The 16384-nt window shown below is 46.5% G+C and carries 15 protein-coding genes and 1 riboswitch; of the genes, 9 read left to right on the forward strand and 6 right to left on the reverse strand.

The genetic code is table 11. The features are described 5' to 3' along the window. The first annotated feature begins 1 nt into the window (after position 1). Positions 2-700 (forward strand): response regulator transcription factor, encoded by a 699-nt coding sequence (locus AMICO_RS08575; protein WP_013049061.1) that lies wholly within the window; start codon positions 2-4, stop codon positions 698-700. Further along, a complete protein-coding gene (locus AMICO_RS08580; RefSeq protein WP_013049062.1) occupies positions 697-2460 on the forward strand; it encodes a sensor histidine kinase in 1764 nt (587 codons plus the stop codon). Before AMICO_RS08575 ends, AMICO_RS08580 begins: the two co-directional genes overlap by 4 nt. Before the next feature lie 80 nt (positions 2461-2540). Here AMICO_RS08580 and AMICO_RS08585 read toward each other — a convergent pair whose 3' ends face one another. The 3 genes from AMICO_RS08585 to AMICO_RS08595 form a co-directional block, all read right to left on the reverse strand. Further along, positions 2541-3071, reverse strand: a complete 531-nt coding sequence (locus AMICO_RS08585) for a folate family ECF transporter S component (RefSeq protein WP_013049063.1) — start codon at positions 3069-3071, stop codon at positions 2541-2543. Between the two features lie 79 nt (positions 3072-3150). Further along, positions 3151-3248: riboswitch (THF riboswitch) on the reverse strand. A 42-nt stretch (positions 3249-3290) separates the two neighbouring features. Continuing rightward, on the reverse strand, positions 3291-4004 hold the full coding sequence (cuyB, locus tag AMICO_RS08590) for a cysteate racemase (RefSeq protein WP_013049064.1): 714 nt from the start codon (positions 4002-4004) through the stop codon (positions 3291-3293). A gap of 233 nt (positions 4005-4237) precedes the next feature. Then, positions 4238-5374 (reverse strand): metallophosphoesterase, encoded by a 1137-nt coding sequence (locus AMICO_RS08595; RefSeq protein ID WP_013049065.1) that lies wholly within the window; start codon positions 5372-5374, stop codon positions 4238-4240. A 214-nt stretch (positions 5375-5588) separates the two neighbouring features. Between AMICO_RS08595 and AMICO_RS08600 the strand changes: the two genes are divergently transcribed. The 7 genes from AMICO_RS08600 (at position 5589) to ortB (ending at position 12581) form a co-directional block, all read left to right on the forward strand. Beyond that, positions 5589-6383, forward strand: a complete 795-nt coding sequence (locus AMICO_RS08600) for an IclR family transcriptional regulator (RefSeq protein ID WP_013049066.1) — start codon at positions 5589-5591, stop codon at positions 6381-6383. An 18-nt stretch (positions 6384-6401) separates the two neighbouring features. Continuing rightward, positions 6402-6974, forward strand: a complete 573-nt coding sequence (locus AMICO_RS08605; protein ID WP_013049067.1) for a TRAP transporter small permease — start codon at positions 6402-6404, stop codon at positions 6972-6974. Next, positions 6974-8275: a TRAP transporter large permease gene (locus tag AMICO_RS08610; RefSeq protein WP_013049068.1), complete on the forward strand. Its 1302-nt coding sequence runs from the start codon at positions 6974-6976 to the stop codon at positions 8273-8275. Before AMICO_RS08605 ends, AMICO_RS08610 begins: the two co-directional genes overlap by 1 nt. Before the next feature lie 108 nt (positions 8276-8383). Beyond that, the gene (gene dctP, locus AMICO_RS08615) at positions 8384-9421 is read left to right on the forward strand and encodes a TRAP transporter substrate-binding protein DctP (protein ID WP_013049069.1); all 1038 of its coding nucleotides are present in this window, start codon (positions 8384-8386) and stop codon (positions 9419-9421) included. A gap of 82 nt (positions 9422-9503) precedes the next feature. Next, entirely contained in the window at positions 9504-10859 is a 1356-nt protein-coding gene (locus AMICO_RS08620) for an aspartate aminotransferase family protein (protein WP_013049070.1), read from the forward strand. Positions 10860-10866: 7 nt separating this feature from the next. Further along, positions 10867-11184 (forward strand): 2-amino-4-oxopentanoate thiolase subunit OrtA, encoded by a 318-nt coding sequence (ortA, locus tag AMICO_RS08625; RefSeq protein ID WP_013049071.1) that lies wholly within the window; start codon positions 10867-10869, stop codon positions 11182-11184. Beyond that, positions 11181-12581: a 2-amino-4-oxopentanoate thiolase subunit OrtB gene (gene ortB / locus AMICO_RS08630; RefSeq protein WP_013049072.1), complete on the forward strand. Its 1401-nt coding sequence runs from the start codon at positions 11181-11183 to the stop codon at positions 12579-12581. Before ortA ends, ortB begins: the two co-directional genes overlap by 4 nt. A gap of 139 nt (positions 12582-12720) precedes the next feature. Here the strand turns inward: ortB and AMICO_RS08635 are convergent, their stop codons facing one another. The 3 genes from AMICO_RS08635 to AMICO_RS08645 form a co-directional block, all read right to left on the reverse strand. Next, a complete protein-coding gene (locus tag AMICO_RS08635) occupies positions 12721-13365 on the reverse strand; it encodes a YczE/YyaS/YitT family protein (protein WP_013049073.1) in 645 nt (214 codons plus the stop codon). Positions 13366-13530: 165 nt separating this feature from the next. Continuing rightward, entirely contained in the window at positions 13531-15135 is a 1605-nt protein-coding gene (locus AMICO_RS08640; RefSeq protein WP_013049074.1) for a gamma-glutamyltransferase family protein, read from the reverse strand. A gap of 93 nt (positions 15136-15228) precedes the next feature. Next, the gene (locus AMICO_RS08645; protein ID WP_013049075.1) at positions 15229-16383 is read right to left on the reverse strand and encodes a YibE/F family protein; all 1155 of its coding nucleotides are present in this window, start codon (positions 16381-16383) and stop codon (positions 15229-15231) included. Position 16384: the final 1 nt, after the last annotated feature.

The following is a 16384-nucleotide window of genomic DNA, read 5'->3' on the forward strand; positions in this document are numbered from 1 at the left end:
AGTGAGCGGCGATCGAATTCTTATTGTAGATGATGAAAAGGGAATACAGGATATTGTCTCACAGGCGCTGAAAAGACGGGGATACGAAACAATATGCGCCAGCGATGGAGACTCTGCTCTTGATCTTGCCTTCGCCGCCCATCCAGATCTTATTATCCTCGACCTTATGCTCCCCCGTATGGATGGCTGGGAAGTCTGCCGCCGTCTAAAAAGCAACAAAGAGACAGCCCTGATCCCCATTATTATGCTCACCGCCCGCCGGGATGAGATGGATGTAGTAGAGGGGCTGGAACTTGGCGCGGATGATTATATGAAAAAACCTTTTTCCCTGGCAGAACTTGTAGCCCGCGTGGGCGTATTGCTGCGCCGAACCAGAATGACAGAAGAGACAAGGCAGATCACTAACGGCGATCTTGTTATGGACATCGAAAACCAATGGGTCATGCTGCGAGGCAACAGCCTCGATCTCAGCCCCACTGAATTTCGTCTTCTTGAACTTCTCGCCCACCGCTTCGGACGAACTGTAAGCAGAGACGAGCTGCTGGGAAGAATCTGGAACCTCTATGGAGGGGACACTCGCACTGTGGATGTGCATATTTCACGGCTTCGAAAAAAACTGGACGACAATAAACACCCGGCGCTCCTCATTCAGACGCTCCGGGGCAGAGGGTACAGGATCACATGGGAGGATAAACCATGAAAACACTGAAAGGGAAGGTCACAGCCGTATTAGCTTTTGTTACCGTCATCGCCTTTGCTGTCAGCTGGTTCCTCGTATCGGGAATAATGAAACATCACCTTGTTGACAGCGCTTTCGACCAGCTTAAAAACAATACTGCCGCACTCTCAGAAGTGATCCGGAATGAGGGATATAGCTCTTTTCAAAAGAACTTTCGCCAATGGCAGGAGATATTTGAAAGCCGCATTACCATTATAAACGCCAAAGGAAGGGTTATCCTCGATAGTGCCACTGACGCAGAAACCCTCGACAATCATCTGAACCGTCCAGAAGTCAGGCAGGCTGCGAAGGATGGGGTTGGAACCACCTCAAGATACAGTCAGACCCTTGGAGCCCAGCTTGTCTATGTGGTTCGAAAAGTAGAAGGCGGGGAAGATGATCTGTTCATTCGTATGGCCCAACCCCTCAACGCTCTTCAAAAAGCCCTTTCCGATGTGCGCTATCGTTTTCTTTCGTACATCATTATGGCGGCTTTTCTCATCCTGGGCTTTGAACTATGGATTGTACGCCGGTTCTTTGCCCCTCTCGAAAAGATCGTGATGGCAGCTCAGGCTATATCGGGAGGCAATGAAGCCCGCTTCCCCCTTATGGGCGACCGGGAATTGCAGAGACTTTCCGACTCCCTTCAATACATGTCCTCTCGCCTGAAAGGGACCCTTGAAGAGCTGAAAATAGAAAGAACGACCCTTTCAACAATCCTGTCTTCACTGCCGGTAGGAGTGATCCTCCTCGACAAGGACAACAGGTTCCGGTTCGTGAATGACGAGGCACGAAACCTGCTTGGAATGAAGGTGCCAGTGGAAGAGGGACAACCTATAGAACGGTTTCTAACCTGCGGCGAGATCTACCCTTTGCTTAAAGAAGCAAAGGGGGGAGTGGAACAGGCAATAAAAGTAGAAATGCCGGAGCTCGGCAAGGGGGGTCGCCACCTCAGTCTTTATGGGCGACAGACAGAAAGCGGCCCACTGCTTGTGATTACCGATCTTACAGAAGAATTTCGTCAAGAACAGGCGCGGCGTGATTTTATCGCTGATGCCGGACATGAATTCCAGACACCGCTGACAACAATTCGCCTCACGGCAGAATACCTGCAGGACGAATTGCGTGGCAATGAAGACGTGGCAGGACACTTACAATCTATCATCCAGCAACAGGAAAGAATGACGCAGCTTGTAGATGATCTGCTTCTTCTCTCCCGCCTCGAAAGCCAGCCGCCCCAGGAAGCGGAAGAAGAACTGGATCTGGCCTTTCTTGTGGACACCATAACAGGTGAAAGCCTCCACCACCCACTAGCCGAGGCTATCGACATAGAAAAAGTGTCGCCGGAAGAAGCTTTAATGATAGGCCAGAGCAGAGACCTTGCACGGGCTATACGAAATATCATTGATAACGCTATAAAATACGTTCACGAAAAATTTGGGGGAAGTGGCGGAGGCAAGGTAAAAATCGAACTTTTCAGCAGAGATTCTTGGTGGGTCATTCAAGTGCAGGACAACGGGGTAGGCATTTCAGAAGAAGCCGCCGCTACCATTTTTGACCGTTTCAGCCGCGGCGACAGCCATCGTGCACGGGGACAATGGGGATCAGGCGGTTACGGATTGGGCCTTGCCATAGCAAGAAGAATATTTATGGCCCATGGCGGCGACATCGCCCTCATTGCCGCCAATGGAGGCCAAACAATCTTTGAAATCACCCTGCCCAAGGAAATCTTGAAAGTGTAACCTGCAAACTTTTTGAAGCCGCACAATAAAACAAGGGGCGGGTTCTTATCAAACCCGCCCCTGTTTGTATTTACATATCACTACCCTGCCATAACCAGAAGCCTTTTAGCTATTCCACGCAGTAATATAGCATACAGAGGAACCTGTATGAGTTGTGTCTGCAGTTGGGCTGGAACTGTTGTTACGAGGGGTATTCCAAACAACATCTGCAAAAAATAGGGAACGAGAAGCACAGATGTTACCAATTGGCTTATCCCGATAACAACCATAACTTGCCAAAGGGGATGCTGATCTTTTGATTTAAAAACCTTCAGCAGAAGGGCTGGAAGGATCCCCGTTAAAGCGGCTGTTAGTGTGAAATGGGGCATATACGCTCCCATGGGATTGATCCAGAAACCCACCACATCTCCTAGGGCACCCACTACCCCGCCGGCCTTGGCGCCAAAATAGTATCCGGCAAAGATAACCGGCAGCGCTCCAAATCCGATACGAAGAGTTTCGATACCCGCTATTGGAATTCTGATGCTGGCCATACGGGTCAAAACAATGTTCAACGCTATGAGAAGAGAAAAATAGACCAGTTCCTGAACTGAAAAGTGATTCCTTTGCATAAAAAAACCTCCTCTAATATGGGCAGTTCTGCCACATCAAAGGAGATCTATAGTCTTACTGTAAACCATCTTTCGACGTAACAGCGAACGCGGGGCTTTACCGCAAGTCTTTACAGACTTTTCGTCTCAAAGCAACGTCCCATCTCTGAGCACTTTACGTAAAGCTCCTACTCTGCCTAATTCAATTTCCCGCACATTATATCATTTATTCCATGAATATCAATTATTTGAATACAGCAGTCTGAGACACCCTTCCGCAAGGGCTCCCAAACTCGAAACCATGCCCAACTCAGGCAAATCAGAAGCATCGTAAGCCAGGGGTAATTCCGTACAGGCAGCTACAATGGGAACTTCCCGTTCCTTCCAGAGCTTCTCCACAACACCCTGAAGAAGCAACCCAGCCTCTCTCAACCTGTTGGCCTTAACAAGAATAATGGTTTCCTGTACTTTGCCCTGATCTTCCTCTGTAGGCAAAAAAAAGGGATACCCTTTCTTTTCGGCATATCGCTCATACATCCCACTCCGCTTCGTTCCACTTGTGGCAAGAAGCCACGCCCCCTCACGGCTTCTCTCTGCAGCCAGTTCCACTGTGGCCTCGATAATATGCACAAAGGGCACAGGCAACTCCTCTCGGAAAGAGTCGATAAAATAGTGGGCTGTATTACAGGGAACAGCTAAAATATCCGCTCCCCATCGCGCAAGGGTCAGCAATCCTTCTTTCAGCGCTGGAGCCGGGCTTTTCCCCCGCCCAAGAATCGCACTGCTGCGGTCAGGAATTTGAGGGTTGGAAAGAACGTACAATTTAGGATGTTCCTGATCACGTGCAGCCGGAGCCTTCACCGCAAGCAACCTCATAAATTCAGCAGTGGCTGCCGGCCCCATACCGCCAAGAATTCCAAGTATTTTAGAAGGTTCTTTTGTTGCCAAGCTCATCTTGTCACATCCTCATCTTAGAATAAATTGCCGTGGTAAAAAATCCTCATGCCGCCAAATACGTAATTTAGCTGAAAAAAAGCCCCGTAAAAGTGACGGGGTCACCATGGCGCCACTCATATAATATATACTTAACTTATGCCATAAAAGATATCTCACGATAGTAAAGATGTCGCAATGGCACTCAAGAAAAATATCTCCCTTTTTTTGCGGAGGCCTTCCCCCAAGGCCTCTTATTTTTTTGCTGTTTCACTGCTCACAATATCTATAATAACGACTTCAGGAGCGGCCAAAAAACGCATGGGGGGGCCCCACGTCCCTGCCCCGGAGGTAACATAAAGCATTGCCCCGTTTTTTAGTCTATGAAGGCCTGTTCCCATAGGATACACAGCCCGAGTCACAAAAGTAAAGGGCCACATTTGCCCGCCATGGACATGTCCCGATAATTGCAAATCAAAAAAATCAATGGAGTCTTCCATCACTACGGGCCGGTGCTTTAAAAACAAACGAAACCGGTGAGGGGACAAAGAAGAAAGAAGATTCTGCTCTGATGAGGAAAAGGACTCTGCCATTTTTATATCGTCATCATCCACGCCAGCAAGTAGAAGGGGGGCGAGAGCTAGAACCTCATTTCTGATCATCTGAAAACCGCATTCCTCAATAAATGATGCGGCCTGATTGAGCCCCGCGTATACTTCATGGTTCCCGGTTACGGCAAATTTGCCCAAGGGTGCAGAAAGGCTTTGCAACAGATCGATCTCCTTCTGCCGTCCATCCATCTGTCCATCCACCAAATCCCCAGTGGAAACCACAAGGTGGGGACTAGAGGCTTCAATGGCTTCAACGATCTTTTTCAGCCGATCTTCACGAACTATAAGCCCCAAGTGTACATCTGAAATCTGGGCAACGCGCACATATGGCCACTCCGGGGGCAACTTGGCAGTTTCCACCTTGATGTAGTTCACCTTAATATCCCAGGCTTGAGAGTACCCCAAAAGACAACATAGAAAAGCCAGAAAAAGAGCTATTGACGAACAACACCTCAGCCCTAAATCACTCAACGCAACCCTTCGGCACCAAAAAAGAATGCGAAAAACAAAAAAAAGCAACAAAAGGCAAAAGGCAAAAAAGACAAAACCCATCCACACATAAGCAATCCACGCCGCGATATGGCGAAGTTCGCTGTGTCCCAGCCCATCCCATCGACGGAGCAAAAGGGGAGAAGCCACCATGAGAGCTCCCCATATATTGCATACCCACACTGCTATCCCTCGCAAGGCCAGAACTCGAACAAGGGAAGTCAATACCATCCACGTCATTCCGCCATAAATAGCTATATATAGAGTAATAACAAGTACAAAAAGCCCCATACCCAACCTCCCTTAATGGTGCCAGGTCTTGAAAATGTGCATTTGTATGCATCTGCACATTTTCAAGACCTGGCACTGCCCTTTCATTCTAACAGAATATTTAAAATCTATTTTATTGACACAGTTGTGAATCTAATATAATATCCTTTCTATAATAAATCTTGTTTACTAATGTAAAACTTCTTTTTGCACACCAGAACAAGGAGGGGATTTATTGGAACAAGCTAAAAAAAACCCACCAGTACTCTCCGTAATAAAAGCCTTGAAAATTCTGGAACTCCTTAATGAAAAGGGCACACTTACTATATCGGAGATCAGTGCCTCCTTAAAGATAAATAAAAGCACTGTTTCCAGGCTTCTATCTACTCTTTCCGAGGGGGGATATACAAAAAGGATTTCTCGCAATACCGGCTACGTTAACACCTTGAAATTATTCGAAATGGGAAACAGAGAAGTTGAACGCCTTGGCATATGGCAAATGGCTCAACCTTATCTTAAGCATTTAGCATGTGAAACCAGGGAAACCATAAACCTGGCTATTTTATCAGGAGCCTCACTAATATATATTGATAAGATCGAAAGCCCTGATGCAGTGCGAGTAGGGCTCGGCTCCAGCAAAAGGGTTCCCGCATACTGCACAGGCCTTGGCAAAGCCATGCTCGCATTTATGGAAAAAGAAAAGGTTAAGAAAATATTGAGCACGGTGGATTTTGTGCATTTTACACCTACAACCATCACTTCACCCGAGCTCCTTTTCAAGAATTTTGAAGAGATAAGAGAACGAGGTGTTGCCTACGACGACTGCGAGTACGAAGAAGGACTAGCCTGTGTCGCTGCTCCCATAATCAACGCAAGAAACGAAGTGGTTGCATCCATGAGCATAGCGTACCCTCGCTCTCGCTATGGAAAAAACAGCTCAGAAGAGAGGGCTTTTTCTAATCTTATTCGTAATGTAACACATTCTTTTTCTCTGGATCTCAGATATATGGGGGATAATCTGATCTTTTAAGAAGGAGGCACAGTTTTTATGAAAAAAGCGTTTCTTCTCTTATGGTTCACTCTTGGGAAAATACAGCGCTACATTATGGTTATAACATCTATTATTCTTGTAAGCCTTGTTATAGCACAGGTTTTATTACGGTATGTTTTGAAGCTTCCTATTATGGGCATTGAGGAACTGGCATGTCTCGTAGGATTCTGGATGTATATGACCGGTGCCGCAACTGGCTCGCGAGAAAGAAGCCACATCCAGGCTGATTTGCTTCATGTACTTATTAAGGATGCCCGATTCTTTGCCTGGGCAAAAACAGTTACGTCTATTATGACCACTCTTCTCACTTTTATCATGACACAATGGGCATGGAATTATGTCGTATGGTCTTTTAAAAGCTGGGAACGTTCACCTGCCCTTATGATCCCCATGATTTTTGCCCAAACGAGCCTCCTGGTAAGCTCTTTCCTCATGAGTTTCTATTCTTTTGTTATGACAGTGGATTATGCACGCTCAGCATTAGGGTATCCAAAACTTAATCTGCCCTACAACAGTAAAAACTGGCAGGGTTTTTGCAATGAAATTTCAAGGAAGGAGGAGGGCTTTTAATGCATATCATTATTGACCTTCTTATACTTGTTACAACTATCATCCTGGGTATACCCGTTCCCTTCTGCTTTATGGCTGCCGCTCTGTATATGGGACTGGTATTTTTCCCAGACTTCTCATTCCTTATGACAGTCGGGTTCCGCGGCCTTAACTCTCTTACTTTGCTGTCGATCCCTTTCTTCATTATGGCCGGGGCCCTTATGGGTTCAGCTGGTATCGCTGAGAAGCTTACAAACTTTGCCAACTCCATGCTCGGACGAATCCGGGGCGGTATGGGGGCGGCCACCATTGTAGCCTGTGCCATTTTTGGTGCCATTTCTGGAACAGCTTCATCTGCGGTAGCCTGTATAGGAACCATCATGATACCCCGTCTCGAAGAGCTGGGATATCCACGAAATTACAGCACAGCTATGGTAAGCTGCGCGGCGGTGCTTGGCCAGCTTATTCCTCCAAGCGTTCCCATGATCCTCTATGGATGGGTAACGCAGCAATCAGTAGCCGCCTGCTTCCTCTCGACAGTTGTACCAGGTGTCCTTACCATGACCCTTTTCTGCGTCATCAACTATTTTATGTGTAAAAAGTTCCCTAATTTGCAGGTGGGGAAAAAGATCTCCAAAAAAGAACGCAACCAAGAAATCTTCGTGGCAACAAAAAAAGGCTTCTGGAGCTTGCTTATGCCCTTCATCATTCTCGGCGGTATCTATGGAGGAATAACAACTCCTACCGAATCAGCTGCCGTTGCCGTTCTTTATGCAATCTTAGTAGGATTTTTCATTCATAAGGAACTCAAAATGGACATTTTAGGCGAAGCCTTTCACAATTCGGCAACAACGAGTGGGGTTATCGTCCTTATGCTCTTCTTCGTCACCATACTTGGGCGCCTATATACTATGCAGCGAGTTCCCATGATGGTCGCCGACTTCCTTCTCGGGGTGTCTGACAACAAATTCGTTATTCTGTTCATGGTCAACATTTTCCTTATCATCATTGGAATGTTGATGGACGACTTGAGCGGAACCATGCTCGTCGCTCCCCTCCTCATGCCCCTTATGCTCAAGATCGGCGTGCACCCCATACACTTTGCGGCAATTCTTGGAACGAACCTGGGACTTGGAAATGTCACCCCTCCGACAGCACCGATCCTCTATTTGGGGGGGCGCATTGGCGGCGTCAACATAGACGAGTACATCAAGCCGGCTCTTATATTCATGATCTTTGGCTCTATACCAATCGTTCTTTTAACAACGTATGTCCCAGGGCTCTCACTGTTCCTTCCCAGACTTATCATGGGAATCAAATAAATAAGGGAGGTGGTTGCTTTACAGGGTAGATTAAAGGTTTCTTATCAAGGTGGGGCAAGTTGTCGTTTAAATTCTGCTTGATTCTACAACACGAAACGGAGGTGCGATATGAACGATAGAAAACGTTGGGCCTTTACACTACTTGTATTATTTGCACTCGCATTGACCCTTGGCACTTTTGTCCAGCAAGCTGAAGCAGCGAAACCCAAATACCAGTGGCGTATGGCACAAGTCCACCCGGTAGACAGTGACTTTGACATTCGCGCAAAAGAATTTGCGAGAAAAGTTTTCGAGAGAACAGACGGACAGATCAAAATTGATGTCTTCTCTGGCGGGGTTCTTGGAGACTGGACAGAAACCTTTGAAATGCTCATGCGAGGCACGATCGAGCTCAATGTGGCCCAGGCAAACTCTAACTTTGATCCCAAACTGAATTTGGCATACTACTTCCCTTACGTCGTAAAAGACATTGAAGAAGCCAAAAAGGCTTATGGTCCTGACGGATGGGCTTTTGACATCATTAAAGACCTTTGGGCAACCCATAACATCAAAGCCCTGGCCGTTCTGCCCATAGGGATGTCTGGTGTTTCTCTAAGCAAGAAACCCGACAACTATGCAGATCCAACAGTAAACAAAGGGATGAAAGTACGCGTTATGCCCATTAAACCCTGCGAAGCCACATATGAAGCGCTAGGATATATTCCTACGCCCATTCCATACGCAGAGGCATACAGTGCCATTCAGACCGGTATTGCTGATGGCCAGATGGGCGGACCCCCTTTCCAGGCCTGGCAGTTCAAAGACGTCAATAAGGTCTGGATCCAGTATAATGATTATTTTGAATCATGGTGGTTCTCCATCAACATGGATGTCTGGAACAAGCTGACTCCAGAAGAGCAGGAAATTATACAGCAGGCTGCTAATGAAGAATCCCTTATTCGTTGGGATAATGTTGCAAAGGAAGACGAAGAATATCGTCAGAAGCTGCACAACGAATATGACTGGGAAATCGTTATACTGACTCCGGAAGAATTGGAAAACTGCGCAAAAGTCGTAAGGCAAAAAGTTTGGCCGAAAATGGAAGAGCTCGTTGGCAAGGATATTATGGAACGAGTTTATGAGGGATCAGGCGTTCCTCGTCAATAAGATATAATCTGCTACAATTAAAGAGCTTTTCAGCGATCCTTTGCTGAAAAGCTCTTTAAATCATGTAAAGGGGATGAATGTTATGGCTTTGCATATTCCTAAGTGTTTAGAGCTCGTTGACCTTGATCAGCAAATGACCTCTCCCGCAGCAAAAGTTCCCTATTACCCGCTGGTTGTCGATAAAGGAAAAGGAGCTACAGTTACAGATGTGGACGGAAATCAGTATATTGACCTTCTTGCCAGCGCAGGCGCTATAAATACTGGACACTGCCACCCAAAAGTCGTTGAAGCCATAAAAAAACAGACAGAGCAGCTTATTCTTTACACGCCAGTATATATGTATCACCGCCCTCTTATCGATCTTTCCCAAAAACTTATTGAAATCACACCAGGAAATTACAGGAAGAGAGTCTTCTATGGCTTATGCGGATCCGACGCAAACGATGGTGCCATAAAAATGGCCCGTACCGCCACAAAAAGAAAGAAGATCCTTTCATTCCTCAGGGCCTATCATGGAAGCACCTACGGGGCTATTTCTCTAAGTGCCGTCAGCCTGCCCATGCGCCGGGGACTCGGCCCGCTACTTCCGGAAATACACCATATCCCCTACCCAGACACTTATAGGACCCCATTTGCGGGAATGAGTGAAGAAGACGTCACTGCCTATTCCATAGAGAGAATAAAGGAACTCTTCACAACATGCGTACCGGCAGAAGAAGTTGCAGCAATATTTTTTGAGCCTATCCAGGGAGACGCTGGACTTATAGTTCCCCCTACAGGTTACGTTAAAGCTTTACGAGAACTCTGTGACACATACGGAATACTTCTGATTTCTGAAGAAGTGCAACAAGGCTTCGGCCGTACAGGCAAATGGTTCGGCATAGAAAACTTCGACGTTATACCCGATGCCATTGTCATGGGTAAGGCCATAGCTTCCGGCATGCCTCTTGGCGGCGTGGTGGCAAAAGCAGAATTAATGGAACAGTGGGAGGCTCCTGCCCATCTCTTCACCGCCGCAGGAAATCCTGTATGTTGCGCTGCTGCCTCTGCTACAATCGATGTCATTAAAGAAGAAAATTTAAGAGAAAACGCCACAGAAATAGGTGCCTACACCCTTTCCCGCTTCAAAGAAATGCAAAAACGGTTTGAATTCATCGGAGATGTGAGAGGCATTGGCCTCTCCATAGGCGTTGATCTTGTAAAAGACAGAACCACTAAAGAAAGAAACACCGAAGCGGCAGCCAAGGTCTGCTATCAAGCATGGCAAAAGGGACTTCTTCTCTCTTTCTTCAGCGGTTCCGTATTGAGAATACAGCCTCCACTTGTCATTTCAAAACAGCAGATCGACACGGCTCTTGCCAAAATAGAAGAAGCCTTTGAAGAGTACGAAGCGGGAGCAATTCCTGACAGTGTATTGGAAACTGTGAAAGGCTGGTAGATATATCATGGCAGAAGAAATAATCAAAAAAGGAAGCTGGGTTCAAATCCACTATATCGTTCTTCAGCCGTCAGAACGGGCAGATAATGTTCCTGAAGATACAAAACAGGTTCCCCTGGAGCTCTGGGTAAAAGGGTATTTGGACCATGACGCTTCTATCGGAAGTTCCGTCACAATAACAACCGTGACCGACAGAAAAGTACAGGGAACTCTGGTGGCTCAGAATCCTCCCTACATACACACCTTTGGTCGTCAGATTCCTGAACTCCTATCTGTTGGCAAAGAGTTTCATGCCCTTATTTCCAAGGCAGGTGAACAAGCATGAACCCCGTATTTGACGCTGTAGCCAACCGAAAAAACGAAATTCTAAAAAAAGCGTTAGGCATTGATTACTCGGAGTTTGAACTGCCTGGCATCGCTTTCGACTACGAAGGAATGATGGGCAAGACAGGGTACACCCTTGAAGAAATCCGTGCCATACAGGCCGAAACCAACATAGGAAACACTCCCATGCTTGAACTGCGGAACCTTACCGCCGCGGCCAGGGCCCTCGCTGGACCAGGAAAAGGCGCTCGCATTTTCCTTAAAGACGAAGCGACAAATCCTTCTGGAAGCTTTAAAGCGAGAAGGGCTGCCATGTCATGCTATTATGCCCAGCAAAAGGGATACGCCGGTGTCATCGCCGCTTCAAGCGGAAACTACGGGGCGGCTGTAGCTTCTCAGGCAAACATGAGAAATCTGAAAGCTATCATCGTTCAAGAACTCTTCGATAGCAGACATGTGGGGCAACCTGAAATTCTGGAAAAAGGCCGCATCAGCGAAGCCTTTGGGGCAGAAGTGGTTCAGTTGACGGTAGGACCGGAGCTCTTTATCGAGTTTTTGAGACTCTTGGACGAAACAGGGTACTGCAGCGCCTCCCTCTATTCCCCCTTCGCCATTGCCGGAATAGAAACACTGGGAGATGAAATAGCAACTCAGATCAGACAAAAATGCGGCAGAGATCCTGACGCTGTCGTTATAACAAACGCAGGAGGCGGAAACCTGACCGGTACTGCAAGAGGCCTTATCAAAGCCGGCTGTTCCAATACCCAGATCGTAGCAGCCAGCGTGGATATCACAGGGCTTCATATGGCCAGCGACAAAGCCTTCAACCGAAAATCCTTTACCACGGGGCATACGGGATTTGGAATGCCCTTCTCAACGTGGCCCGACAGAACAGACGTCCCCCGCAACGCAGCAAGGAGCTTGCGGTATACGGATCGTTACGTCCTCGTAAGCCAGGGGGAAGTCTTCTATATGACCGAAGCCCTTGCCCAGCTTGAAGGGCTGGAACGAGGGCCTGCGGGCAATACCTCCCTCACAGCGGCCTTTGCTCTTGCCCAGGAAATGGATAGGGACCAGGTTGTCGTTATTCAGGAAACGGAGTACACAGGGGCGGGGAAACACGTTACAGCGCAACTCTCTTTTGCCCGGGAACAGCTGGGTATCGAAGTCCGAAGAGGAAACCCAGAAGAGCAGATCCCTGGCAAAAACATTATCATCCCGGAAAATCCAGGCCAGGTGAAAGCTCGGGACATAAGCCTTGATGACCTGAGACGGTCCTATTGCAAAAACGTTCTCAAAATGAATAACATCACTAAAGAACAGCTTACCAACAATGATATAAAATTCATGGCAGAGGACACAAAAACTACAGAGGACTACATCCGCAGCATCCTGTAACAAATTGGTGCCAGGTCTTGAAATTGTGCATGTGTGAAAAGAAACACAACAAAAGAGGAGGGATTGTTTTCCCTCCTCTTTTTTCTGATCAAATTGTATTCGCTACGTACAATTGCACAATTTCAAGACCTGGCACCTTTTATTGAGCCTTCAAACTTTCAAGTGTGGCACGAAGAGTTTCGTGCTTTACTCGGGTTACATCGAACTTAAGAGCAGAAAAAACTATCTGAACGCAAAAACCAACCCCAAAGGCCGCCAGCACGGTTCCAAAACCTACTGGCCCGCCTAAAAGACAGCCTATTAGCACTGCTGTTCCTTCTACAATGCCCCTGGAAACACCTACAGCCAAACCAGTTTTCCTTTCAACAGCCACCATAAGGCTATCTCTCGGTCCTGCTCCAAAACCAGAGCCGATATAAAAATAAGAAGCAAAAGCAATGGTAAAAAGACCTGCTATCATCATAGCGACACCTGATATAAAACTGCCCATTTCTGGTAATATGTTCAACTCCAGAATTCGATCAATAAAAAATCCCACTAACAACATATTGAGCAACGTTCCCAGCCCTATCTTTTCTCCCATAAGAAAAACAAGGATACAAATGACCAGCCCCATCAGAATAGATACATTGCCTATAGACATACCCACGGTCTTTGCTATCCCCTGATGAAAAACATCCCATGGGGCGAACCCAAGATTTGCTTTCATGGTAATAACGACTCCCAGAGCAAATAAGAATAGGCCAAATAATAAGTTTGTTATCCTTTTTAAGAAGTTATTCATCTTGGAAACTCCCTTTATTCAAGAAAATATAAACCACAAGCTTGAATGATAGCGTACTTTTGTATATAAAGATAGTTGTTTCCAAAAATTTGCGGAGCAACTATTGAAAATACACAGTTCACAGAAACGGCCACAGTCAATACATGCAGTCAAGACCTGGCACCATTACCAGGCTGCGATAGAACCATCCGCACGAGGTTCCGTAGCCCCGACTAACGTTCCATCCGATGTTCTCAAGATCATTTGCCCACGGCCAAATTCGTTTGAGTCTAGTGCGGCCCCCATATGATGGCCCATACGTGCCAGTGCCTGGGCTTCGGCTATAGGAAAGCCTGGTTCCACAGAAACATTCATATCTCCCACCCACTGCCACCGCGGAGCATCGATCGCTTCCTGAGGGTTCATTGCAAAGTCCACCATATTCATAATCACCTGCACATGCCCCTGAGGCTGCATATATCCTCCCATTACTCCGAATGGCCCCACTGGCTCGCCATCTTTCGTTATAAAGCCAGGAATAATCGTATGGTAAGGACGTTTCCCAGGCGCTAGAACGTTAGGGTGATTAGGGTCAAGAGAGAATCCTTTTGCCCTATTATTCAAAGCTATGCCGGTTTTTGGTATTACGATAGCTGAACCAAACCCTGCGTAATTGCTCTGTATAAAAGACACCATATTCCCCTCACTGTCAGCAGCACTCAGATAAACTGTGCCGCTTGCCTCTGGTTCCCCCGCTTTAGGCAAGCAGGCTCTTTCTTTGATGCATGCCCGCCGGACATCACCATAATTATCAGAAAGCATTTCAGCCACGGGCACTTGGCTAAAGCGCTGGTCCGCCACATATCGATGGGCATCGGCAAATGCCAGCTTGATCGCTTCTATCTGTGCATGGAAGGTTTCGGCATTGCGAAAGGTGAAATTGAATCCCTTTAACATGTTGAGAGCCATAAGTACAATAATCCCCTGCCCATTTGGAGGAATCTCCCATATATCGTACCCTTTGTAATTTACGCTTATGGGGTCCACCCACTCAGGATTGTGCTGTTCAAAATCTTCCTGACTGTAAAACCCACCCGTTCTGTTGGAAAAAGCTATGATCTTTTCTGCTATCTCTCCGGCATAAAAAGACTCTGCATTCGTTTTCGCTATAAGCTCAAGTGTATAGGCCTGATCAAGACATCGCCACAATTCTCCAGCTCTGGGGGAACGGCCTTCCGGACAAAAGGTATTAAACCAGACTTCGAATTCCCGACCCTTCAAAATACGGCTGTACTTTTCAAAGGCCAAGCGCCAGTTATGAGCCACAGTCACCCCCACTGCATGGCCGTCACGAGCATAAGAAATGGCTGGCGCAAGGGTTTCTGTAAGAGGCAGATTTCCCATTGTTTCGGCCAGGACAGCCCACGTTTTAGGAGCCGCGGGAACCGTTGCCGATGGCCACCCCTGTTCAGGAACCTTCTCCCATCCTCTGGCCCGAAATTTGTCAAGATCGAAAGACAGAGGAGCCCGTCCACTGCCATTAATCCCATGCAGTTTCCCATCTTTCCATATAATGGCGAAATTATCGCTGCCAAGACCATTGCTTGTGGGTTCCACTACAGTCAAAGCTGCCGCTGCAGCAATTGCGGCATCTATGGCATTCCCACCTTTTTTTAATATTTCAAGTCCCGCCTGAGCCGCTAAAGGATGAGACGTAGCCACCATTCCCTTAGAACCATAGACAACATTTCTTCGTGAAGGGTATTGATAACGATAGGGGTCGAAATTCATAGAGCATCACCTCTATTTCATTATGGTGTCAGGTCTTAAATTGTGCAATAGCAGGGCTACGTCGCTGATGAATACATCATTAAGGGAAACTACTTAAACTCTAATGATACCTTGCATTTTCCCCAAAAAACTCTTGACCCTACTTTTAAGAGGCTCTAAATTGTAAGAATAAATCCATCCGGCAATCACAGCGGTAATAGGGGCAATCAAAACCAAGCCAATACTTCCCGCCACAGTTCTCAATATTTCTGCCGCAACCATTCTATAATTTATAATCCGTACGAAATCTGTATCTTGACTTGCAAACAACATAAGCAGCGTTAGATATCCACCAGAGTAAGCCAGTAATAAAGTAGTTGTCATAGTTCCGATAACAGCACGCCCCACATTAAATCCTGACTGAATGAGTTCTCGGCACATTATTTCAGGTTTCTTGCTCTTTACTTCCGCCATGGCAGAAGCAATATCCATACCTATATCCATAGCTGCTCCAGAAGCACCTATTACAATAGCAGCAAAGAAAATCTGTTTCATATTCAGTCCAATATTTCCGCTAAATAAAAGTGTGGAAGAATAAGGGAGAGTTGTTCCGAGCAACCCAAGTTTGTCGCCAAAAAAAGCTGTAATTCCAATAGTGACAAATAATCCTGCCACTGTTCCCAAGAAAGCAGACAAACCCTTTCGCGTAAACCCTGCAACAGAAAAAATAACAATGGCCGACAGCACAAACAAAATGCCACTCGACAAAAGCAGCGGATTTTCTCCAGCCAAAAGCCCCGGAATAAGATTTTTCCATATAACCCATAAACTAGCTATAAAAGAAAAAATTGCCCTTAACCCTGTATTCCCAGCATAAATAATGAGCAAAAGAACAAAAAAACCAAAAAGAATAAACTCCCAGCTCTGCCTGTAGAGATCAACAGCTTTTGCGTCAACAACTTTTCCATGGTCTTCCCTTAACGCAGCAACTACTGTATCTCCCGGGGCGTAAAAGGCATCTATATCCAAGTTTCCCAGCAAATTGTTATACCCAACAACCTCTTGTCCCTTAAACTTTCCATCAACAACCTTCAAAAGCAATTCCTGGCTCCCTATTCTTGCTATTCCAGACTGCATTACATCGCTGTTATCTGTACTTAGAACCACTGCCCGAACAAAGTTGCTATTTCTGTTGTTTTCATATGCCCAAAACCCCACAAGAGCAAGAAATAAAATGCCCCAAAGTAATGAAGCTTTTATTTTCTTCATT

The organism is Aminobacterium colombiense DSM 12261 (genome assembly GCF_000025885.1).
Taxonomy (GTDB): domain Bacteria; phylum Synergistota; class Synergistia; order Synergistales; family Aminobacteriaceae; genus Aminobacterium; species Aminobacterium colombiense.

Coding starts and splice junctions, on each gene's coding strand:
- AMICO_RS08595 (WP_013049065.1), bottom strand. CDS start 5,374: ATGGGGCTTTTTGTACTTGTTATTACTCTATATATAGCTATTTATGGC.
- ortA (WP_013049071.1), top strand. CDS start 10,867: ATGGCAGAAGAAATAATCAAAAAAGGAAGCTGGGTTCAAATCCACTAT.
- AMICO_RS08640 (WP_013049074.1), bottom strand. CDS start 15,135: ATGAATTTCGACCCCTATCGTTATCAATACCCTTCACGAAGAAATGTT.
- dctP (WP_013049069.1), top strand. CDS start 8,384: ATGAACGATAGAAAACGTTGGGCCTTTACACTACTTGTATTATTTGCA.
- AMICO_RS08645 (WP_013049075.1), bottom strand. CDS start 16,383: ATGAAGAAAATAAAAGCTTCATTACTTTGGGGCATTTTATTTCTTGCT.
- AMICO_RS08585 (WP_013049063.1), bottom strand. CDS start 3,071: ATGCAAAGGAATCACTTTTCAGTTCAGGAACTGGTCTATTTTTCTCTT.
- AMICO_RS08605 (WP_013049067.1), top strand. CDS start 6,402: ATGAAAAAAGCGTTTCTTCTCTTATGGTTCACTCTTGGGAAAATACAG.
- AMICO_RS08620 (WP_013049070.1), top strand. CDS start 9,504: ATGGCTTTGCATATTCCTAAGTGTTTAGAGCTCGTTGACCTTGATCAG.
- AMICO_RS08610 (WP_013049068.1), top strand. CDS start 6,974: ATGCATATCATTATTGACCTTCTTATACTTGTTACAACTATCATCCTG.
- AMICO_RS08580 (WP_013049062.1), top strand. CDS start 697: ATGAAAACACTGAAAGGGAAGGTCACAGCCGTATTAGCTTTTGTTACC.
- cuyB (WP_013049064.1), bottom strand. CDS start 4,004: ATGAGCTTGGCAACAAAAGAACCTTCTAAAATACTTGGAATTCTTGGC.
- ortB (WP_013049072.1), top strand. CDS start 11,181: ATGAACCCCGTATTTGACGCTGTAGCCAACCGAAAAAACGAAATTCTA.
- AMICO_RS08635 (WP_013049073.1), bottom strand. CDS start 13,365: ATGAATAACTTCTTAAAAAGGATAACAAACTTATTATTTGGCCTATTC.